Annotated in this window: 21 protein-coding genes; 17 read left to right on the top strand and 4 right to left on the bottom strand. The window is 60.3% G+C overall.

The window, feature by feature from the left end; all coding sequences use genetic code 11:
• Positions 1-12 precede the first annotated feature (12 nt).
• The 5 genes from ruvA to AB8B29_RS12550 all read left to right on the top strand — a co-directional run bounded on the left by ruvA (position 13) and on the right by AB8B29_RS12550 (position 3815).
• The gene (gene ruvA / locus AB8B29_RS12570; protein ID WP_037196499.1) at positions 13-627 is read left to right on the top strand and encodes a Holliday junction branch migration protein RuvA; all 615 of its coding nucleotides are present in this window, start codon (positions 13-15) and stop codon (positions 625-627) included.
• A 153-nt stretch (positions 628-780) separates the two neighbouring features.
• Positions 781-1821: a Holliday junction branch migration DNA helicase RuvB gene (gene ruvB, locus AB8B29_RS12565; protein WP_037196500.1), complete on the top strand. Its 1041-nt coding sequence runs from the start codon at positions 781-783 to the stop codon at positions 1819-1821.
• Positions 1822-2724, top strand: a complete 903-nt coding sequence (locus AB8B29_RS12560) for a metallophosphoesterase (RefSeq protein ID WP_037196501.1) — start codon at positions 1822-1824, stop codon at positions 2722-2724.
• Positions 2725-2729: 5 nt separating this feature from the next.
• On the top strand, positions 2730-3239 hold the full coding sequence (locus AB8B29_RS12555) for an NUDIX hydrolase (RefSeq protein ID WP_173411176.1): 510 nt from the start codon (positions 2730-2732) through the stop codon (positions 3237-3239).
• Positions 3240-3251: 12 nt separating this feature from the next.
• Positions 3252-3815: a DinB family protein gene (locus AB8B29_RS12550; RefSeq protein WP_113118525.1), complete on the top strand. Its 564-nt coding sequence runs from the start codon at positions 3252-3254 to the stop codon at positions 3813-3815.
• Here the strand turns inward: AB8B29_RS12550 and AB8B29_RS12545 are convergent.
• From AB8B29_RS12545 to AB8B29_RS12535, 3 genes are read right to left on the bottom strand one after another with little or no spacing between them, the layout of a single operon-like run.
• Positions 3784-4716 (bottom strand): NAD-dependent epimerase/dehydratase family protein, encoded by a 933-nt coding sequence (locus tag AB8B29_RS12545; protein ID WP_439006552.1) that lies wholly within the window; start codon positions 4714-4716, stop codon positions 3784-3786. The genes AB8B29_RS12550 and AB8B29_RS12545 overlap by 32 nt on opposite strands.
• Positions 4713-5561, bottom strand: a complete 849-nt coding sequence (locus AB8B29_RS12540) for a glycosyltransferase (RefSeq protein ID WP_051963462.1) — start codon at positions 5559-5561, stop codon at positions 4713-4715. The genes AB8B29_RS12545 and AB8B29_RS12540 overlap by 4 nt, the downstream gene beginning before the upstream one ends.
• Before the next feature lie 14 nt (positions 5562-5575).
• Complete coding sequence (locus AB8B29_RS12535; protein ID WP_037196505.1) at positions 5576-6796, bottom strand: NAD-dependent epimerase/dehydratase family protein; 1221 nt, start codon at positions 6794-6796, stop codon at positions 5576-5578.
• Positions 6797-6932: 136 nt separating this feature from the next.
• On the opposite strand from AB8B29_RS12535, the gene ybgC reads away from it, so the two are divergent.
• From ybgC to glmM, 11 genes are all read left to right on the top strand, one after another.
• Positions 6933-7388 (top strand): tol-pal system-associated acyl-CoA thioesterase, encoded by a 456-nt coding sequence (gene ybgC / locus AB8B29_RS12530; RefSeq protein ID WP_037196608.1) that lies wholly within the window; start codon positions 6933-6935, stop codon positions 7386-7388.
• Between the two features lie 416 nt (positions 7389-7804).
• Entirely contained in the window at positions 7805-8527 is a 723-nt protein-coding gene (gene tolQ / locus AB8B29_RS12525; RefSeq protein ID WP_034476136.1) for a protein TolQ, read from the top strand.
• A 26-nt stretch (positions 8528-8553) separates the two neighbouring features.
• Positions 8554-9012, top strand: coding sequence for a protein TolR (tolR, locus tag AB8B29_RS12520; RefSeq protein WP_037196507.1), 459 nt, complete (start codon positions 8554-8556; stop codon positions 9010-9012).
• A gap of 9 nt (positions 9013-9021) precedes the next feature.
• A complete protein-coding gene (locus AB8B29_RS12515; protein WP_037196509.1) occupies positions 9022-10281 on the top strand; it encodes a hypothetical protein in 1260 nt (419 codons plus the stop codon).
• Positions 10281-10721 carry a cell envelope integrity protein TolA gene (locus AB8B29_RS12510; protein ID WP_051963446.1) on the top strand — a complete coding sequence of 147 codons (441 nt, stop codon included), beginning with the start codon at positions 10281-10283 and terminating at the stop codon, positions 10719-10721. Before AB8B29_RS12515 ends, AB8B29_RS12510 begins: the two co-directional genes overlap by 1 nt.
• 20 nt (positions 10722-10741) lie before the next feature.
• Complete coding sequence (gene tolB, locus AB8B29_RS12505; RefSeq protein WP_037196610.1) at positions 10742-12046, top strand: Tol-Pal system beta propeller repeat protein TolB; 1305 nt, start codon at positions 10742-10744, stop codon at positions 12044-12046.
• Between the two features lie 151 nt (positions 12047-12197).
• Positions 12198-12731 (top strand): peptidoglycan-associated lipoprotein Pal, encoded by a 534-nt coding sequence (pal, locus tag AB8B29_RS12500; RefSeq protein WP_037196511.1) that lies wholly within the window; start codon positions 12198-12200, stop codon positions 12729-12731.
• Positions 12732-12892: 161 nt separating this feature from the next.
• Positions 12893-13900, top strand: coding sequence for a tol-pal system protein YbgF (gene ybgF / locus AB8B29_RS12495; protein WP_037196512.1), 1008 nt, complete (start codon positions 12893-12895; stop codon positions 13898-13900).
• A 5-nt stretch (positions 13901-13905) separates the two neighbouring features.
• Positions 13906-15237: a tRNA lysidine(34) synthetase TilS gene (gene tilS / locus AB8B29_RS12490; RefSeq protein ID WP_047555381.1), complete on the top strand. Its 1332-nt coding sequence runs from the start codon at positions 13906-13908 to the stop codon at positions 15235-15237.
• A 115-nt stretch (positions 15238-15352) separates the two neighbouring features.
• Positions 15353-17296: an ATP-dependent zinc metalloprotease FtsH gene (gene ftsH / locus AB8B29_RS12485; protein ID WP_034503653.1), complete on the top strand. Its 1944-nt coding sequence runs from the start codon at positions 15353-15355 to the stop codon at positions 17294-17296.
• 376 nt (positions 17297-17672) lie between these two features.
• Positions 17673-19025 (top strand): phosphoglucosamine mutase, encoded by a 1353-nt coding sequence (gene glmM / locus AB8B29_RS12480; protein ID WP_037196514.1) that lies wholly within the window; start codon positions 17673-17675, stop codon positions 19023-19025.
• 90 nt (positions 19026-19115) lie between these two features.
• Here glmM and AB8B29_RS12475 read toward each other — a convergent pair whose 3' ends face one another.
• Positions 19116-19670 (bottom strand): SH3 domain-containing protein, encoded by a 555-nt coding sequence (locus tag AB8B29_RS12475; protein WP_047638945.1) that lies wholly within the window; start codon positions 19668-19670, stop codon positions 19116-19118.
• Positions 19671-19991: 321 nt separating this feature from the next.
• Between AB8B29_RS12475 and AB8B29_RS12470 the strand changes: the two genes are divergently transcribed.
• Positions 19992-20846: an outer membrane protein gene (locus tag AB8B29_RS12470; RefSeq protein WP_047639021.1), complete on the top strand. Its 855-nt coding sequence runs from the start codon at positions 19992-19994 to the stop codon at positions 20844-20846.
• Positions 20847-20932: the final 86 nt, after the last annotated feature.

Raw genomic sequence — 20932 nt, 5'->3', positions numbered from 1 at the left:
CGGACATCATTCATGATCGGCAAGCTGAAAGGCACAATCGAAGAGCTCGGCGAGGATTATGTGCTCGTGGACGTGCACGGCGTCTGCTATGTCGCCTACTGCTCGGGCCGCACACTGTCGAAGCTCGGCTCTGTCGGCGAAGCCTGCATTCTCTTCATCGAGACCTATGTCCGCGAAGACCAGATCCGGCTCTTCGGCTTCACGACGGCACTGGAGCGGGAGTGGTTCAACATACTCCAGACAGTGCAGGGCGTGGGCGCGAAAGTGGCACTGGCGCTGTTGTCGACCTTAACGCCAGCCGAGCTTGCCAATGCGATCGCGCTGCAGGATCGCGCCGCCGTTTCGCGCGCGCCGGGCGTCGGCCCGAAGGTTGCAGTGCGTATCATGACCGAGCTGAAGAACAAGGCGCCGGCCTTTGCCGGCGAGGCGGCAAATATCGGCTTGAAGCAGGAATTGGGCGAAGGAGTTGCCGCCGCACCCGTTGCCGACGCCGTTTCTGCGCTGACCAACCTCGGCTATTCCCGCGACCAGGCCGCCAACGCCGTTGCGGCCGCGATGAAACTGGCCGGCGAGGGCGCCGACAGCGCCAAGCTGATCCGGTTCGGCCTCAAGGAACTGGCGCGGTGAGGCTTTGCACCTTCCGCGTTCCTTACTATTGTCTCAAAGTCGGGAGATCGACTTGCGACGCTCTTTCGTGCGGGACTATTTTGAACGCGGCAAGCCTTGATGCCGCATCGGCGAAAGAGCCGCGAAACGCATATGGGGAATGGAACCTCTGACATGAGTGAAGCCGCACGCCTGATATCGCCGGAGAAGCGGGGCGAAGACATTGATGCGACGCTCAGGCCGCAATCGCTGGACGAATTTACCGGTCAGGCGGAGGCGCGCGCCAATCTGAAGGTCTTTATCGAGGCGGCCAAGGGACGCGGTGAGGCGCTGGATCATGTGCTTTTTGTCGGCCCGCCGGGCCTCGGCAAGACGACGCTGGCGCAGATCATGGCGAAGGAGCTCGGCGTCAATTTCCGCTCGACCTCCGGCCCCGTCATCGCCAAGGCGGGCGATCTTGCAGCATTGCTCACCAATCTCGAGGAGCGCGACGTGCTCTTCATCGACGAGATTCACCGCCTCAATCCGGCAGTCGAGGAAATCCTCTATCCGGCCATGGAGGACTTCCAGCTGGACCTGATCATCGGCGAGGGCCCGGCAGCGCGCTCGGTGAAGATCGATCTTGCCAAATTCACGCTGGTTGCCGCCACCACGCGTCTCGGCCTGCTGACGACGCCGCTGCGGGATCGTTTCGGCATTCCGGTCCGTTTGAGTTTCTACACCGTCGAGGAGCTTGAGTTCATCGTCCGGCGTGGCGCGAGACTGATGGGGCTCGGCATGACCGACGAAGGGGCACGCGAGATTGCGCGGCGCGGGCGCGGAACGCCGCGCATCGCCGGCCGCCTGCTGCGCCGCGTGCGCGATTTTGCCGAAGTGGCCAAGGTCGAAGCGGTGACACGGGAGATCGCCGACGAGGCTTTGACGCGGCTTCTCGTCGACAATGTCGGCTTCGATCAGCTCGACAAGCGTTATCTCAATATGATTGCCGTCAATTTCGGTGGCGGGCCGGTCGGCATCGAAACCATCGCTGCCGGCCTTTCCGAGCCGCGCGATGCGATTGAGGATATTATCGAGCCCTACATGATCCAGCAGGGTTTCATACAACGTACACCGCGCGGCCGTGTTTTGACCGCGATCGCCTGGAAACATCTCGGCATGCAGCCGCCCAAGGACCTTGAGGCCGCGCAGTTCCGGTTGTTCCAGGAGGGAGATTGAATGCTCGGCCGTCGCGCCTTTCTGAAGCTCTTCAGCGGCAGCATATTCGGTTTGATTGCACTCGGGGGATACGCCTTTGGATATGAGCCTGTCGTCCGCCTGAATGTGACCCGCTATGCGTTGACCCCGCCACGATGGACGCCGGGGCTCAAACTGCGGATCGTGGCGCTCGCCGATTTCCATGCCTGCGAACCGTGGATGTCAGCCGAGCGCATTGCAGCGATCTGCACTCGGGCCAATGAACTCGGCGGTGACATCATCGTCCTGCTCGGCGATTACACGTCAGGGACCGATCTCATCACCGCTCGCGTCGATCATCAGGCCTGGGCGGCAGAGCTGGCGAAGCTAAAGGCGCCGCTCGGGGTTCATGCTGTCATCGGCAATCACGACTGGTGGCATGACGCGGCCGCCCAGAGAAAGGGTCATGGGCCAACCTTCAGCCACCGGGCCTTGGCCAGCGTCGGCATCGAGGTCTATTCCAATCGTTCCGCGCGCCTGGAAAAGAACGGGCAAGGGTTCTGGCTTGCCGGCGTCGAGGATCAGCTGGCCCTGCGACGGAGCATGCGCTGGAAGCGCCCATATACGAAAGGGCTGGATGATCTCGGCGGCACCCTGGCGGAAGTCGCAGACGATGCGCCCGTGATCCTTCTTGCTCATGAGCCCGATATCTTTCCCAATGTGCCTTCGCGTGTGTCGCTGACCTTGTCGGGACATACGCATGGCGGCCAGGTGAGGATTTTCGGCTGGTCACCCTATACGCCGTCGCGGTATGGCGACAGATATGTCCATGGCCATATTACAGAGGAAGAGCGTCATATCATCGTTTCCGGCGGCCTTGGCTGCTCCATTGCGCCGGTTCGCTTCGGCGTGCCGCCGGAAATTGTCGTGATCGATGTGGGATGAAGATCGTGTCGAAACGCAAGCTTATCAGACTGAATGCGGGCCGCTCGCGATTCCAGATGCGCGTGGCGGGCCTCGGCTTTCGTGACGGGCATGTGCTTGTCCACCGGGCCGAGCACGAGACATTCTGGACCTTTCCTGGCGGTCGCGCCGAGATCGGCGAGACGTCGGAGGAAACCTTGCAGCGAGAAATGGTCGAGGAGCTGGGCGTCGATGTGACAGTCGGGCGCCTTCTCTGGTCCGTGGAGAATTTCTTTCACTACGAGCAGCGCGACTGGCACGAACTCGGTCTCTACTACCTGATGGACCTACCCCACGGCTTCCCGTTCGAGCCGGATAAAATCGTGCATCGCATACGGGACGGCGATAACGATCTCGAATTCAAATGGGTGCGGGCAACGCGGGAGGCGCTGGTGGCGCTCGATATTCCGCCCTATTTCATTGCCGAGGAAATCGAAGATCTGCCGCTGACGCCGCGTCATCTCGTCTGGCGGGACGGCGATCTCGACAAGGCCTAGGGGAGATATCCGATGTCCGCTTTCGATGCGGTTCGTGTGTTTCGCAAGCTCGCCTACAACAATGCGTTGGCGAATATCCGGTTGCATCGAGCCTGCGCGGCGCTGCAGCCGGGCGAGTTCGAGGCGAAGCGGACGAGCTTCTTTCCGTCGATCAAATCGACCCTCAATCACATCCTGACCGTGGACTGGTTCTATGTCGATGCGCTGGAAGGCGGCACCCTGGGGCTGCGGGCCTTCGACATCGAGGAGCCGTTCGACAAGCTTGAAGACTTGTCCAGGCAGCAGGCGGATGTCGATCGCCGGCTGGTGGTGCTTTGCGAGGGCCTGACGCCGGAGACGGCGACGCGGACGGTCGCCATTCAACGCAGCGATCGTATTCAGCGCGAGCGGGCCGACGATGTGCTGAGCCATCTGCTGCAGCATCAGACTCATCACCGCGGCCAGGTGCATGCGATGCTGGCCGGAACCAGTGTCGCGCCGCCGCAGCTCGATGAATTCATCGTTGCCGACGATGCGAGGTTCAGGGGCGCGGAATTGACGGAGCTCAGCTGGGACGAGACGAAGCTGATGCGTTGATGGCGGCATGGCGCGGCGGTATTGCCTTCGCCAAGGTCTCGATCGTTTGCCGAAGCAACACCTTTCCGCCGCTCTGCCATCCAAGCGCACGAATTCTCGACGTATCCATGGCGCTTATGACGCCCTCGGGCGCCGGGGCCGGGAGGGCCTGAGGACAATTCGTTGCCCGCTGCAGATGCCCGAGGATCTCGCGCGTGTCGGTCAGTATATCCGACAGATTGAAGGCTTCGCCGTCGATCCGTCCTTTTTCGGTCTCCAGCAGCAGCCGAACGGCGCGGCCGAGGTCGCGGCCGTGGACCTCCGTTCCCGCGCGCGAGGGAACCTGCTTGCCGTTCAGATAATCGTCAAACAGAGCGTCCCACTTGTTCGGACGCAGGTCGCCATAGACGCCGGTCGCCCTCAGGCTTGCCGTCGCGAAACCGGGAGCGGAGAGGGAGAAAAGCGCATGTTCGGCATCGCGCTTCACTTCCCCATAAAGCGTATTCGGCGCCGGTTTGCTTGCCTCCGTCAGCACCTCGCCCTCCAGCCGATCGCCATAGACAGCACGAGACGACAGGAAGACGCAGCGTCGAATGCCAGCCTTTCTCGCCGTTTCGAACAGCTTCACCGTGCCGTCCAGATTGAGCTGCCGGAACCCCTCGGGGTCTTCTCCTTCGCCACCGCGATACTTGCCGGGCGCGTGACTGAAAGCCGCATGCACGAAGAAATAGGCATCGTCGAAAGCATGGCTATGGTCTTCGGTGGGGTCGAGGCTCAGCGGCACGAAGGAAACAGCATGGGGAAAGAGACCTGCCTGCGGCGCGCTTCGTCCGGCGACCGCAACCTTGTATCCGGCTGCCAGCAGCTCCTCGGCGATATATCGGCCGACAAGACCCGTTCCGCCCGATATGAGAACCTTCATGCAGCCTCTTTGGGATTTGCGAGCGTCGCGATATCGGGCATATCCAGCCCGGTATGGAAGCCATGCCACAAGTCGATCAAGGGTCTCAGCAGCGCGGCCTTCGGATGGTTCTCCTCCCAAGGCTTTTCATACTGGTAATGCAGGATCGAAATGCTGTTCCAGTCCCAGAGCGCCGGCATGGTGAACCATACATATTGCAGCATGTTCATGAAGATCGGCAGGCCGTGCCAATCCGGGAAGAATGCCTCGAGAAAGGTCTGATCGGTGCGCCGCCAGAAGACGTCGGGGCGGTCGAGCCGCTGCAGCATGTCCTGAAACGTCGCAAGCGACGGCTTGGCGACGAAGACGCCGGAGTTCAGCCGATGAAAATCGGAGAGGCTTTCATAGACATTCGGCGCGGCGGAAAACTCAGGGTAATCGAAAAGCCTGTCGATATTCTTCAGCACGAGGGCGTCCGCGTCGATGAAGACACAAGTGTCGTATTCAATGAGCTGCCAGAGCCGTAGCTTGCAGAAATTGTCGAGCGGCGTGTGAAAGGAAGGCTTGCGGCCCTTGGTGAAGGGAGCGGCGGCATGAAGATTGCCGCGCGCATGCCGTTCGTTGAAAGTATCGGACAGAGGCAGGTGTTCGACCTCGATCAGCCGGCAGTCGAGCGCGATGAGCGGGGCAAGATCGCCTTCGTGGACGCCTGCCGTGTGCAGGACGACGATATCGGCCTTCGTGCGCGTCCGAACAATCGACCGCGCCAGCGCCGTAGCGCCCACGGCGTAGTCGGCATTCGTGACGAGGGTCACGAATGCTTGGCCGGAGCGGGGGCGGGTCTGCGAGCGAAGTCCCTGCAGCATTTCGCTTCCCGGCATCATGACACGGACTTCAATCTCTTGCCCTCGGGATCGTGGTTGACAGTCGCCGCGATATCCTTGGTCCAGGCGGAGACGGCCGGGACACGCGAGCGATCGACGCGATAGGCGTACTTCTTGGCGACATCGACGATTTCGCTCAGAAGGCCGGCTTCGAGCGTGATGGGTGCCAACCCGAGATTGAGGAACTTGTCGTTGTTGACAATCAGATCGTTCTCGGGGGCTTCCTTGCGCGGATTGGGCAGGCGGACGACTTCGGCGCCGCTTATTTTCGCGATCATCTCGGCGAGATCGCGGACGCGATGTGTTTCCGTCATCTGGTTGAAGATCTCGACGCGGGCGTTGCGTTGGGGCGGGTTCTTCAGCGCAAGCTCGATGCAGCGCACCGAGTCCTGGATGTGGATGAAGGCACGCGTCTGGCCGCCGGTGCCGTGTACGGTCAGGGGATAGCCGATCGCCGCCTGGATGAGGAAGCGGTTGAGCACCGTGCCGTAGTCGCCGTCATAGTCGAAACGGTTGATCAGCTGCTGATGCCTGCGGGTTTGCTCCGTATGTGTGCCCCAGACGATGCCCTGGTGCAGATCGGTGATCCTGAGGCCGTCGTTCTTGGCGTAGAACTGGAAGAGAAGCTGATCGAGGCATTTCGTCATGTGATAGATCGAGCCGGGATTGGCCGGATAGAGGATCTCCTGGCTGACGGACCGCCCGTCGGCCGTCTCGATACCAACAGGCAGATAGCCCTCCGGAATGGCGGCGCCGACCGTGGAATAGCCATAGACGCCCATGGTTCCGAGATGCACGAGATGGGCATCGAGATTGAGTTCCACGAGCGCGTTCAGCAGATTATGCGTGGCGCTGACATTGTTGTTGACCGTGTAATTCTTGTGGCGGTCGCTCTTCATCGAATAGGGGGCGGCGCGCTGCTCGGCGAAATGCACGATCGCATCGGGGCGATGCTCGGCCAGCCACGTTTTCAGGAGCTCGTAGTCCTTGGCGAGGTCGATGAGATTGAAGTGGATGCGGCGGCCGGTTTCGGCGTGCCAGATGCGGGTGCGTTCCTGGATCGAATCCATCGGCGTCAGGGATTGGACGCCCAGTTCCGTATCGATCCATCGGCGAGAGAGATTGTCGAGGATATGGACCTCATGACCGGCATCGGAGAGATGGAGCGAGGTTGGCCAACCGATGAATCCGTCGCCACCCATTACCGCTATTTTCATGAGATTTTTCCTTCTGCGCCGAACCGCTAGCCGGCACCATTCCGGATAGTCGGAGTTTATGACAATTGTTCAAAGCTTGCTTGATGGCAGAACTTCGGCCAAAGAGATGCCGGACATACAAGGAGATGCGGCAACGATGAACAGCCCCTTTCTGATAGCTGGGGAACTGGAAGCCGGAAGCCACCGGCTGGTGCAGCGAGTCTATTACGAAGATACGGATTTTTCCGGCCTCGTCTATCACGCGCGGTATCTGCATTTCCTCGAGCGCGGCCGTACGGACTACCTGCGCTGTCTCGGTGTGGAACAGCGCGAGCTTTTGAGTGCCGACGAGGAAGGGCTTGTTTTCGTGGTCCATCGTATGGAGATCGACTTCAAGGGGCCCGCCCGCATGGATGATGTGCTGCTCATTCGCACCGTCACCGAGAAAGCCGGCGGCGCGAAGATGGTGCTCTCCCAGGAAATACGCCGCGGCGACACGCTGCTGATCGCCGCCAAGGTCATCATTGCCGTAATCAACGCGAAGGGGCGACCGCGGCGGCTGCCGGAAAAGCTGGCGGCACAGATGCTCTCGGCATCGCAATCCGCTGGCTAGCAAGGCAGTCAACGTCTCGTGGGGCAAGCGGCTGCACGCAAAGATATGACCACTGTCTGCCGGTGCTTGCAAAAACTTGAGTTTTGTGTGAAGGAATTCGCGGCGCAAGATCTGTCTGCGTTTGCCGGCGGTTTCGCCCTGTCATTTCTTCCCAGGAGCTAGAATAAGCCTTCGTCGCCGTTAAATCCTTCATGTTTCGACGCTAACATTCTTTTAACCATAATAGTGTCTTACTAGTTAAGTCGGAGTTTGTGCGGTGCACGCCTTCCTTTGACCAAATTTGACGGCAAGAAGGCAATTGTAAGCTTGGAAGGCTTGACCAGGGCGTTCAGCGGCGGCTGCCAAACATTTCTTGTGAGATCACTTTTAGCCGCCCGGTCTAGCGCCGGGCGTTTGGATTCGGGGATTTTGGATCAATGGAACAAGTAGCATTGGCAGCGGCCACCACACCGGACATCACCCTCTGGTCGCTATTCATGCAGGCGGGCCTGGTGGTCAAGCTTGTCATGATCGGCCTTCTGGCCGCATCCGTGTGGACGTGGGCAATCGTCATCGACAAGTATCTGAGCTACGCGAGAGCGCGCCGGCAGTTCGATCATTTCGAGCAGGTCTTCTGGTCGGGCCAATCGCTCGAAGAGCTTTACCGGACGCTTTCGGAGCGCAATAATACGGGCCTCAGCGCCATCTTCGTCGCGGCGATGCGGGAATGGAAGAAATCGTTCGAGCGCGGCGCGCGGTCGCCGATCGGCCTGCAGATGCGTATCGACCGGGCCATGGACGTTACCTTGGCGCGTGAATCGGAACATCTGATGGCTCGCCTCGGATCTCTGGCCACCATCGGTTCGGCCGGTCCGTTCATCGGTCTGTTCGGCACGGTCGTCGGTATCATGACCTCGTTCCAGGCCATCGCCGGTTCCAAATCGACCAATCTTGCGGTTGTCGCGCCTGGTATCGCCGAAGCGCTGCTGGCGACCGCCATCGGTCTGGTCGCGGCTATTCCCGCCGTTATCGCTTACAACAAGTTCTCTGGCGATGCCGGCAAGCTTTCGGGGCGCATGGAAGGCTTCGCGGATGAATTCTCCGCCATTCTTTCGCGCCAGATCGATGAGAAGCTGCAGCCTCGTCAAGCGGCACAATAAGTAGCGGACAGAACCGGAGAACTCATATGGCAATGTCTGTTGGAGGCAAGGGTGGCGGCGGTGGCCGCCGGGGCAGCCGTCGCGGCAGCGGTCGGGGCGGCCCCATTTCCGATATCAACGTGACGCCGCTGGTCGACGTCATGCTCGTGCTGCTCATCATCTTCATGGTGGCGGCGCCGATGATGACGTCGGGCGTGCCGATCGACCTGCCGCAGACGCAGGCAGGCGCGCTGAACGCGCAGACCCAGCCGATCACCATTTCGATCAAGGCCGACGGCCAGGTCTTCTTGCAGGAAACGCAGATCCAGGCAGCAGACATTGCCGCCAAGCTGCAGGCGATCGCGACGACAGGCTACAACGAGCGCATCTTCGTGCGTGGCGACGGCAAGGCGCCTTACGGCGTCATCGCCGACGTCATGTCACGCATCCAGGAAGCCGGTTACAAGAATATCGGCCTCGTCACGCAGCAGATAACGGATCACTGATCAATCGCCATGAAGCGCAGTCTTGCCACATCTGCGGTAGTTCACATCCTGGTGCTCATCGGCGCCATGGTGACGCTGAGTGCACCGGCGCCGTTGGCGACGCCGGAAAGCACGGCGATGGATGTCGATATCGTGCCGGCAGAACAGCTCCAGCAGGGCGAGAAGAAGGCACCGGTAACCGATCACGTCTCGCGCAAACAGACGACGAGGCAGGACCAGGTCGCTAACGCCCAGAACGTTGGCGAGAACAACGTCGACATCAAGAATCCGGTCGTGCCGACCAAGCGGCCGGAAAGCGATACCGCGGCATTGGCGCCCAAGAAGGTGGACACGCCCGTTCCACAGGACGATCCACGCCCGAACGATGCCAAGACGATTGAGCAGAAGGAAACCGAGGCTGCGCCCAAGGAAGTGGCCGCCGTTCCGCAACAAAAGCCGGATGTGACGCCTACTCCCACGCCGAAGACCGATCCGACGCCGCCGACCCCGAAAGCGGATGCGACGCCGACACCGCCGCCGGCCCAACAGCCTACGCAGCAGGCCGAGATCCAACTGCCGAATAATGTTCCCGTACCGGACATAAAGCCGCAACCGACGCCGCCGAAGACCGCTGAGCAGAAGCCGGAAGTCAAGCCGACGCCGAAGCCGGACGTGAAGGTGGCCGAAGCCAAGCCGACGGACAAGACCGCAACCCAGAGTATCAGCAAGGAAAAATCAGCTGACGACGGCAAGAAGGACGCGGACAAGAAGCGTGAGTCCGCCAAGGGATCCAAGTCGACCCAGAGCGATTTCAACGAGAATGATATTGCGGCCATGCTGAACAACACATCGTCGAAGGGCGGTGCTGCAAGGTCGTCCAAGCAGGCTTCTGCCGGGGCAGAAACTCAGGTTGCCTCGCGCGGCGGGATGAAGTCGCTCGGCGGTGGTAAGCTTAGCCAGAGCCAGAAGGACGGTTTGCGCGATCTGATCGGTAAAAACTGGAACGTCATCCCAGGCATGGAAGGGGCGAGCGATGTCACGATCAAGGTTCACGTTCGTCTCGACAAATCAGGACAGATTATCGGCGCGCCTGAAGTTTCCGTCAGCGGTGGACCGGCCACGACGCAGAATGCCCTGAGAGGGGCGGCTGAGCGTGCGGTGATGAAAAGCCGATCTGATCTGCAAAAGGAAGTGAATGCCGGAGGATTGTTGCCACCGGATAAGTATGACGGCGCGGATGGTTGGAACGAGTTGGTGCTCAACTTCGATCCGAGGGACTTGGGGCTCTGATGCAGGAACTGCAGCATTCGACGAACCACTGTCCGCATATCGCTCCGTCTTTGCTCATGGCTCTGGCTGTCGTGTTCTCGGGGACAGCATCGGCCCAGTCTGCGAACGGCGCTGGTGAACATCAGCTTGAGCATGCGGCTGCAGATAGTATCCGCGACAAGATTACGAGGAATTGGCTCCGCCCGACGGACCTGCCTAGTATGAATGCGGTTCATGTCGAGGTCCGCATGAAGCTCGATCGCGATGGAAAGATTATGGGTCAACCGGAAGTCGTCGCGCGTGGCGGTCCGGAGAAGACCCAAAAAATTGTGGCGGCAAGTGCGGTGCGTGCCGTCCTCAGGGCGGCGCCTTTCACGGGTTTGCCACGGGCTCAATTCGACAATGAAACTAGTTCGGTCGAAGTTATCTTGAACTTCGAACCCGGCGACATGGCGCTTTAATGCTGAAAGGCTTGGCACATATGATCAGAAACTCCCTCGTTCGTCTCCTGCTGGTGCTGGCGGGCCTGACGGCAGCACTCGCCACTCCGGCCTATGCCGTGGTCGAGCTCAACATCAACAAGGGCAATGTCCAGCCCATGCCGATCGCCATCACCGACCTTCTGTCGAATGATAGCCTCGGCCAGCAGATCTCGGGTGTGATTGCGGCCGACCTGCAGCGTTCGGGCCTGTTCGCGCCGATCAACAAGCAGGCCTTCATCGAGAAGATCAGCAATCCGGACTCGACGCCGCGCTTCCCGGACTGGACGGCCATCAACGCCCAGGCGCTGGTGACGGGTCGCGTCACGCAGGAAGGCGGCCGCCTTCGCGCCGAATTCCGTCTGTGGGATACGTTTGGCAATAGTCAAATGGTCGGCCAGCAATTCTATGCCCAGCCGGACAATTGGCGCCGTGTCGCCCATATCATCGCCGACGGGATCTACGAGAAGATCACCGGCGAGAAGGGCTATTTCGATACCCGCGTCGTCTTCGTTGCGGAAAGCGGCCCGAAGACGGCCCGCAAGACGCAGCTCGGCATCATGGATCAGGACGGCGCCAATGCGCGCATGCTGACCGATGGCAGCGACCTGGTGCTGACGCCGCGCTTCTCGCCGAACCGGCAGGAAGTCACCTACATGTCCTTTGCCAACCAGCAGCCGCGCGTCTATCTGCTGCAGTTGCAGACGGGCCAGCGCGAACTGGTCGGCAATTTCCCCGGCATGACCTTCTCGCCGCGCTTCTCGCCGGACGGGCAGCGCGTGATCATGAGCCTGCAGCAGGAAGGCAACGCCAACATCTATACGATGGACCTGCGCTCGCGCACCACGACTCGTCTGACGTCGACGGCTGCGATCGACACTTCGCCGTCCTATTCGCCCGACGGCACCCAGATCGTCTTTGAAAGCGACCGCGGCGGCAAGCAGCAGATTTACGTGATGAATGCTGACGGTTCCAACCAGCACCGCATCTCCTTCGGCGATGGCTCCTATTCCACTCCGGTCTGGTCGCCGCGGGGCGATCTCATCGCCTTCACCAAGCAGGCCGGTGGAAGCTTCTCGATCGGTGTCATGAAGACGGACGGTTCGGGCGAGCGTCTGTTGACTACCGGCTTCCACAATGAGGGCCCGACCTGGGCGCCGAACGGCCGTGTCATCATGTTCTTCCGCGAACCGGCCGGCTCCAGCGGTCCGCAACTCTATTCCATCGATCTGACAGGTTATAACGAGCAGAAGATCCCGACCTCGGGCTTTGCTTCCGACCCGGCCTGGTCGCCGCTTCTCGAGTAACGGGGCGCTTGCCACGTTATCGCCGCAAAGTCCTGTGAGTGGACCGTTTCGGGACAATTTTAGGACACCATTAACCATATTTGTTGGAATCGGATTAACCGAACCCGGTTACAGTCTGGCAACCCTGATAGAGACTAAGGAGAGACCGGCAATGAGCCGCATCGCAACCCCGGCCGTTGGCCATATGCAAAACCTCGCCCGCAACCCGATCCTGATCGCGCTTTTCGTCGGCCTTTCGCTCGCCGGTTGTGCATCCAAGAAGGGCTTGCCGAATGATGCCAATGGTCTTGGCCTGAATGGTGCCGGCAATGCTGCTCCGGGTTCGCCGCAGGATTTCACCGTCAATGTCGGCGACCGCATCTTCTTCGACACCGACAGCTCGTCGATTCGCGCCGATGCCGGCCAGACGCTCGATCGTCAGGCTCAGTGGCTTGCCCGTTATCCGAACTATTCGATCACCGTCGAAGGCCATGCCGACGAACGCGGCACGCGCGAATACAACCTGGCGCTCGGCGCCCGTCGTGCGACTGCCACCAAGGACTATCTCGCTTCGCGCGGCGTTCCGGCTAAGCGCATGAAGACGATCTCCTACGGCAAGGAACGTCCGGTCGCGACCTGCGACGACATCTCCTGCTGGTCGCAGAACCGTCGTGCCGTTACCGTGCTCAACGGCGCTGGCTCCTGATAGGGCAAAGCACCGGTCGAAATACATAAAGGCGGTCCTCGTGACCGCCTTTACTTTTTTGACCACACTTTGGCCGAACTCCGTTGCTTTTTGAGAGCAATTGTAAAAATCTCCTGTTCGAGCCCCATGGCCCGAAGAATCAATGAGACAGGAAGATCCATATGAGAAGACTTGTCGTGGCGAGCCTGCTTTGTCTCGCTGCCGTTGCAGGCAGTGAGCGCGACGCTTCTGCCTTGTCGCTGTTCGGAATCCACCTCGGAGGCCGCGACGCCTCCGCGCAGTCGGCTCCGAACAACGCTTATCAGAGACAAGGCCAGGCGCCTGTCGTCAATGTTCAGAACAGCGATGCTGAAGTGCGTCTTCAGCAGCTCGAAGACCAGATGCGCCAGCTGAACGGCCGCGTCGAGGAGATGAGCTATCAGTTGCTGCAGATGCAGGAGCAGATTCGCAAGACGCAGGAAGACAACGAGTTCCGCTTCCAGCAGCTCGAGAAGCGCGGCGGTAGCGCCCCTGCCGCCAGCAATGCGCCGATGAAGAAGAGCGAAGCCGACGTTCCGGCCCAGGGCGCCGGCAGTCGGCAGGATGACATCGCCAGCGTCATCAGCGATTCCGGTAGCAACGGCGTGTCGCCCCAACAGGGGAGCGGCACGGGCAAGCCGCCGAGCCAACTCGGTTCGATCCAGTTCGATCAGAGCGGTAAACAGGTGGGTTCTGCCTTGACGCCGGCCAATAATGGCTCGGGCGCGCCGCCAAGCGCCAGCTCCGGAGCGCAGACGGCGTCGCTCGGCAATGAAGGTGACCAGTATAAGGCTGCCTACGGCCACGTCCTGTCCGGCGACTACAGCGTCGCCGAACAGGAGTTCCGCCAGTATCTCGACAGCTATCCGAGCAGCGCGCGGGCTGCGGACGCCAATTTCTGGCTCGGCGAAGCGCTCTATTCCCAGGGCAAGTACAACGACGCTGCCAAGACGTTTCTGAATGCGCATCAGAAATACAGCGGTTCCGAAAAGGCGCCTGAAATGCTGCTGAAGCTCGGCATGTCGCTTGCCGCGCTCGATAACAAGGATACGGCCTGCGCCACGCTTCGCGAGGTGACCAAGCGTTATCCCAAGGCTTCGAAAGCTGTTACCGGCAAGGTTGCCAGCGAAGAGAAGCGGCTTGCCTGCTGATCGCCATGCCCACTCAAGCTGTGACCGGTGCTGCCACAGCCCGTACGCCTGAAGCCGCAGCATCCGATTTTCTCCATTCCCTTTCGAAGCCTGCTCATATCCTGGTCGCCATTTCCGGCGGCAGCGATTCCACCGGTCTTCTGATCGCCCTTGCCGAGCAGCTGAAATCCTCTCCCCATTCCGCGATTACTCTTGCCGCCGCGACCATTGATCACGGCTTGCGCGCCGGCTCTACGGACGAAGCGCTAGAGGTCGCCGCGCTCTGTGCCCTTCACGGCATTCCTCATTTCGTGCGCCGTTGGGAGGGCGAAAAGCCCAAGAGCGGCATCATGGCCGCTGCCCGCGAGGCGCGCTACGGACTACTCGCCGACCTGGCATCCGAAATCTCGGCGGATGTGATCGTTACGGCTCATACCCTGGATGATCAGCGCGAGACGATGGCCATGCGTGCCGCGCGCAGAGGTGAGGGCGGGGATGGCATGGGCACCGGCATTGCCGACGCGGTGCTGTTTGATCGTCGCATCTGGATCGCCAGACCGTTTCTGGCTTGCCGGCGCATGGATATACGCGCCTATCTCGAAAGGCATGGTGTATCCTGGCTCGATGACCCCAGCAATGAGGATAGCCGGTTCGAGCGCGTGCGCACGCGCATGCGCCTCGCGCGGGAACCGGCCCCTGCTCTTTTCGTGGATGGTGGAGCAAATCGAGCCGCGCTTTCCGCAAAAGCAGCCTCATGGCTGGATGATTACGCCGCCATTCATGCGAACGCGCTTTGTGTCATCGACCGAGCGGCCTTTTCGTCAGACGAAACGGTTGTCGTCTACAGTTTGTCCTATCTTGCAGCAGCTTTCGGCGGCAAAGCCTACGGGCCTGGCCGTGGGCAAATGGAACGCATTCTCGATTTCGTGACTACGGGAAGCCCTGGGCGACGCACGGCAGGTGGGGTGGTCTTCGACCTGCGCCGCGATGCGCTCTACCTCATGCGTGAAAGCCGCAACATCGAGCCGCTGACGCTCATGCCTGGCGCGAGGGCCATTTGGGATGGCCGTTTCGAAGTGGTCAATCCAGGCCGGGCGCCTGTCCATGTGCAAGCCGCCGGGGCGGAGGGTGCGGCCTTTCTTCCTCCGGATTTGCCGAGAGGGGCTGCACAGCGCGCCCGCGCCGCGATGCCTCTGATCGAGGCGGATAAGGCCAATATGGCTGCAGACGTCACCATCTCGCCCTATCTTGCACCGTTCGACCGCTTTTTGACACGATTCGATCTCACATTCGCAGATCGGCTTTCGGTCGCTTTTGGTCGTGAAGCCTATAGGCGGCTGCCGCTTTCAGTCATATAGACGGAAAAAACATGCACCGACGCGGTTTGCCTTGGCAACGGCTTGGCGCAACCCTATGTTAGGGATCAAGTAATGCCGTCGCTTTGCGGCGGAAGTTTCAGTGCTGGGGAGTTCGATGAACCCTAATTTTCGTAATTTCGCTCTGTGGGCAATCATAGCTCTGCTGTTGATTGCCCTGTTCAGTATGTTTCAGAACGCGCCGGCACAAACAGGCTCCAGGGAAATTCCGTATTCGCAGTTCCTCCGGGAAGTTGATTCCGGCCGCGTTCGTGACGTCACCGTCACCGGCAATCGCGTCGTCGGCAGCTATGTGGAAAACGGTACACCATTCCAGACCTACGCTCCGGTCGTGGATGACAGCTTGCTTGAACGCCTGCAAAACAAGAACGTCAACATTGTTGGTCGTCCGGAGTCGGATGGCTCCTCGAGCTTCCTGAGCTATCTCGGCACGCTGCTGCCGATGCTGCTGATCCTCGGCGTCTGGCTGTTTTTCATGCGGCAGATGCAGGGAGGTTCGCGGGGTGCGATGGGCTTCGGGAAGTCGAAGGCTAAGCTTTTGACGGAAGCGCATGGCCGTGTCACCTTCGATGATGTCGCCGGTGTCGATGAAGCCAAGCAGGATCTCGAGGAAATCGTTGAATTCCTGCGCGATCCGCAGAAGTTCCAGCGCCTAGGTGGCCGCATCCCGCGCGGCGTTCTGCTTGTGGGACCTCCCGGTACGGGTAAGACGCTTTTGGCGCGCGCCATCGCCGGCGAGGCCAATGTGCCGTTCTTCACCATTTCCGGTTCCGACTTCGTCGAAATGTTCGTCGGCGTCGGCGCAAGCCGCGTCCGTGACATGTTCGAGCAGGCGAAGAAGAATGCACCCTGCATCATCTTCATCGACGAAATCGACGCGGTCGGCCGCCATCGTGGCGCCGGTCTCGGCGGTGGTAACGACGAGCGCGAGCAGACGCTGAACCAGTTGCTGGTCGAGATGGACGGCTTCGAGGCCAATGAGGGTATCATCCTGATTGCCGCGACCAACCGTCCCGACGTTCTCGACCCGGCGCTGCTGCGTCCAGGCCGTTTCGACCGTCAGGTTGTCGTGCCGAACCCGGACATCGTCGGCCGCGAGCGTATCCTCAAGGTTCATGCCCGCAATGTCCCGTTGGCTCCGAACGTCGATCTGAAGACGCTTGCCCGCGGCACGCCCGGCTTCTCCGGTGCGGATCTGATGAACCTCGTCAACGAAGCTGCGCTGATGGCCGCCCGTCGCAACAAGCGGCTGGTGACGATGCAGGAGTTCGAAGACGCCAAGGACAAGATCATGATGGGCGCCGAGCGCCGCTCTTCGGCCATGACCGAAGCGGAAAAGAAGCTCACCGCCTATCACGAAGCCGGTCACGCGATCACGGCGCTCTATGTCGCAGTCGCCGATCCGCTGCACAAGGCGACCATCATTCCGCGTGGCCGTGCGCTCGGCATGGTCATGCAGCTCCCCGAGGGCGACCGCTACTCGATGAGCTACAAGTGGATGGTGTCGCGCCTCTGCATCATGATGGGCGGCCGCGTCGCGGAAGAGCTGACTTTCGGCAAGGAGAACATCACGTCAGGTGCATCCTCCGATATCGAACAGGCCACCAAGCTGGCCCGTGCGATGGTGACCCAATGGGGCTTCTCCGACGAGCTCGGCCTGGTCGCCTATGGCGAGAACCAGCAGGAAGTCTTCCTCGGCCACTCCGTCTCGCAGTCGAAGAACGTTTCGGAAGCGACCGCGCAGACGATCGACAACGAGGTGCGCCGCCTGATCGATCAGGCCTATCATCAGGCCAAGGATATCCTCACCGAACAGCATAACGGGTTCGTGGCAATCGCCGAAGGCCTGCTTGAATACGAAACGCTGAGCGGCGAAGAGATCAAGGCCCTCATCCGCGGCGAAAAGCCTGCTCGCGATCTTGGCGACGACACTCCGCCGAGCCGCGGTTCGGCCGTGCCGAAGACCGGCGCCAAGAAGGATGGTTCGCTCGGCACCAAGGGCGATGAGCCTGAAGGTGGTTTCGAGCCGCAGCCGCGCTAGCGGATCAAGAGCACCAAACTGCAAAAATGAAGGGCCAGCTACCTCGAATAGGGAGCTGGCCTTTTGTTTTTCGGCGTGCAACAGGAGGTAATGCACTGAGCGTTGGCGAAGCGGCATGACAATCCACGGACCCGGGCGAAGTAACGCAAACGCCTTGATCCGCGAAATCGGAATATTGCCTGTCTCACGCCTATGCAGTTTTTTAGTGCTTATTAATGGTAACGCGTTGTAATAGCCGTTCTCGGTAATTTAAGTGCCGATTTTTACAATCTGTGGCATGAGCCACAAGCATCGATGCTCGTCGTGTCTCCGGAATCCGAGGCAGCGATTTCGATGCCGCTGCATCTCATGGGATGCCGCAACGACAGGAGTGCATATGAAACGTCGCTATTTCGGAACCGACGGAATTCGCGGTCAATCCAACATCTATCCGATGACGCCCGATCTTGCCATGCGCGTGGGTATCGCTGCCGGCACGATCTTCCATCGAGGTAGTCATCGACATCGGGTGGTTATCGGCAAGGATACGCGCCTTTCCGGCTATATGCTGGAGAATGCAATGGTCGCGGGCTTCACCGCAGCCGGCGTCGATGCCTTCGTTCTCGGCCCGATCCCGACGCCGGCCGTCGCCATGCTCACACGGTCATTGCGCGCCGATATCGGCGTGATGATCTCCGCGTCGCATAACCCTTACGAAGATAACGGCATCAAGCTCTTTGGCCCCGACGGGTACAAACTGTCGGACGATCTCGAAATGAAGATCGAGGATCTGCTTGAAAAGGATATGACCGAGCATCTTGCCAAGGCCGAGAATATCGGCCGCGCGAAGCGTGTTGACGGCGTGCACGACCGCTATATCGAACATGCCAAGCGCACCTTGCCGCGCGACGTCACGCTGCAGGGGCTGCGGATTGCGATCGACTGCGCAAATGGCGCTGCCTACAAGGTCGCGCCTGCCGTCCTGTGGGAGCTGGGCGCCGATGTCGTCACCATCGGCAACGAGCCGAACGGCACCAATATCAACCTCAATTGCGGCTCCACCAGCCCGGTGGCGCTCCAGAGGAAGGTGGATGAAGTGCGTGCCGATATCGGCATCGCATTGGATGGCGATGCCGATCGCGTCATCATCGTCGACGAAACAGGCACGATCATCGACGGCGATCAGCTCATGGCGGTCATCGCCGAGAGCTGGGCCGAGAGCCAGCTGCTGCGCGGCAATGGCATCGTGGCGACCGTGATGTCCAATCTCGGGCTGGAACGTTTCCTGGAAGAGCGCAGCATGTCGCTGGCACGCACGGCGGTCGGCGACCGCTATGTCGTCGAGCACATGCGCCAGCACAATTACAATGTCGGCGGCGAGCAATCCGGCCACATTGTGCTGTCCGACTATGGCACGACCGGCGACGGGCTCGTTGCTGCCTTGCAGATCCTCGTCGCGGTCAAGCGCACGGGCAAACCGGTGAGCGAAGTCTGCCGGCGTTTCGAACCGGTGCCGCAATTGCTGCGCAACGTGCGCATTTCCGGCGGCAAGCCTCTGGAGGACAATCAGGTACGGAAGGCGATCGCCGATGCGGAAAGCGAGCTTGCCCGCAACGGCCGCCTGGTCATCCGCCCCTCCGGCACGGAACCGCTGATCCGCGTCATGGCGGAGGGCGACGATCGCAGCCAGATCGAGCGCATCGTCGGTGGGCTGATCGATGTGATCTCAAGCGTCCGCACGGCCGCCTGATCGAGCATCAGCATTCCATCGGGCATATGAGATTCGTGGCCGCTCCGTTAAGGGCGGCCATGCTGCTTTCGGCGACGGCGTGGCCTTGTTCTATTGGAACATCTCGCCGGGATAGGCGCCCCAGAGCGTGTCCTGCCTGATGTATCCTTTTGCCGCATGTTCCCTGACGGAAACGCGGCACCAAACTCCGGTGCAGGAGTGCAGTGAAAGCAGCACCCGTGGTTGCAGTTCGGCAACCAGTGTTCCGGTAGGCTCCGGATCGGCGCGCAGCATTGCATTCTTCGTCAGCCAGGGTGCGACCACCGCCGTGCGCGTCGCCGAAAGAAGGGCGCTGTGCATCCACCCGGTGACGCCGGTCTCGTCGCGAACCTGCCGCCAGTGGCCGTATTCGTCGATGATCTCCATGGGAAGGCCGGGCTTGATATAGATCCATTTGGTGGCATAGATCGTCGACGGGCCGACCCGCATGCGCGCCTTGTGTGCCTTCAACGAAACATAGCGTGGGATCGGCAATCCGGTCTCGCGTCCCTTGTTCCATGCCGCAGCGGCAACCGACTTCACCGGCATCGCGCCGGCAAGCGCCGCGGAATTCAGGAAGACAAGGGCAAGGCACAGGCCGGCGCATAATTTTCGATGGTAAGTCAACGACTCCCTCCTGGGCTTAACCCCCGGCTGCCGCACTGTAATGGTACGATTGTTGCCAATTGATTTAGAAAGGCGGCCCCGGCTGTACTTGCAGATACACGCGTTTTCCGGCGGGAAGAGGGGGCTGGACGGGCGCATCCCGTTCCCTTCATTATAAAATAATCTATTCCTAATGTATAAATTAAAGTATAATTCGTGAATAGATAGGGTAAATATTCGTAGTTAATCAGGTTTTAACTCCTTTTCATCATTATCCGTGCCATGTCGTTTTGATTGGCAAGCATCTGCTGTGCCAATGGCAAGAAATTTGGAGCCAAAACCATGATGAAATCCCTGATTGGAGCACTTGCCACGTTGCTTGTCGGCACGTCAGCGTTCTCCGCTGATCTTTACACACCGGAGCCCCAGCAGCCGGCGCAGGAAGTGGCAGTCGCCCAATCCAGCGGTTGGTATCTGCGTGGCGATGTCGGCTACGCCTTTACCCACCTGCGCGGCTCGAACTACTTCCAGGGTTCGAATTCCAGCCTGGTGGATTTCAACAGCGCAAAGTTGGATGGCAACGTTACGCTTGGCGGCGGTGTCGGTTACCAGATCAACAACTACCTCCGGACGGACGTGACGCTGGACTATCTCTTCAAGTCGGACTTCAAGGGCTCGACGAAGGGTGATTGCGGCGGCTGCGGCCCTGATTTCACGGCTGTTCCGGCGACTTCCCGCGACGTGGCGTCCTTGACGGCCTACAGCTTGCTTGCCAACGCCTATGTCGATCTCGGCACCTATGGCGCGTTCACCCCTTATGTCGGTGGCGGTCTCGGCGGCACCTATGTCAAATGGAGCAATCTGAAGAACACCTCGTGCTCGGACGCCAATCCGGATTCCTGCGACGGCTCCGTCACGCATAATGGCCGCGGCAGCTGGCGCTTCACCTATGCGTTGATGGCAGGTACGTCCATCGACCTCACATGTAACCTCAAGGCCGACGTTGGCTATCGCTTCCGTCACATCCAGGGCGGCGACATGTTCGGTTACGCGGAAAACGGCGGTCCTGGCTACGACAAGGGCCTCAACCTGCATGAAGCCCGCATCGGCGCCCGCTACACCTTCGGCGGTTGCCAGACCGCAAGCTACATGCCGCCGGCCGATATCCCGATCCAGCCGCAGCCGGTCTACAAGTAAGCGTCTCTCGCGCAAGTCATTGAAAAGCCGTCCGGTTTCATCCGGGCGGCTTTTTGCTTTTTCATCTCCCTCGTTAAGCAATTGTT

This window comes from Rhizobium sp. 11_C7_N12_5 (assembly GCF_051811145.1).
Classification (GTDB): Bacteria; Pseudomonadota; Alphaproteobacteria; order Rhizobiales; family Rhizobiaceae; genus Rhizobium; species Rhizobium lusitanum.
Note: the sequence above shows the minus strand (reverse complement) of the source record. Positions and strands in the feature narration are given on the sequence as shown.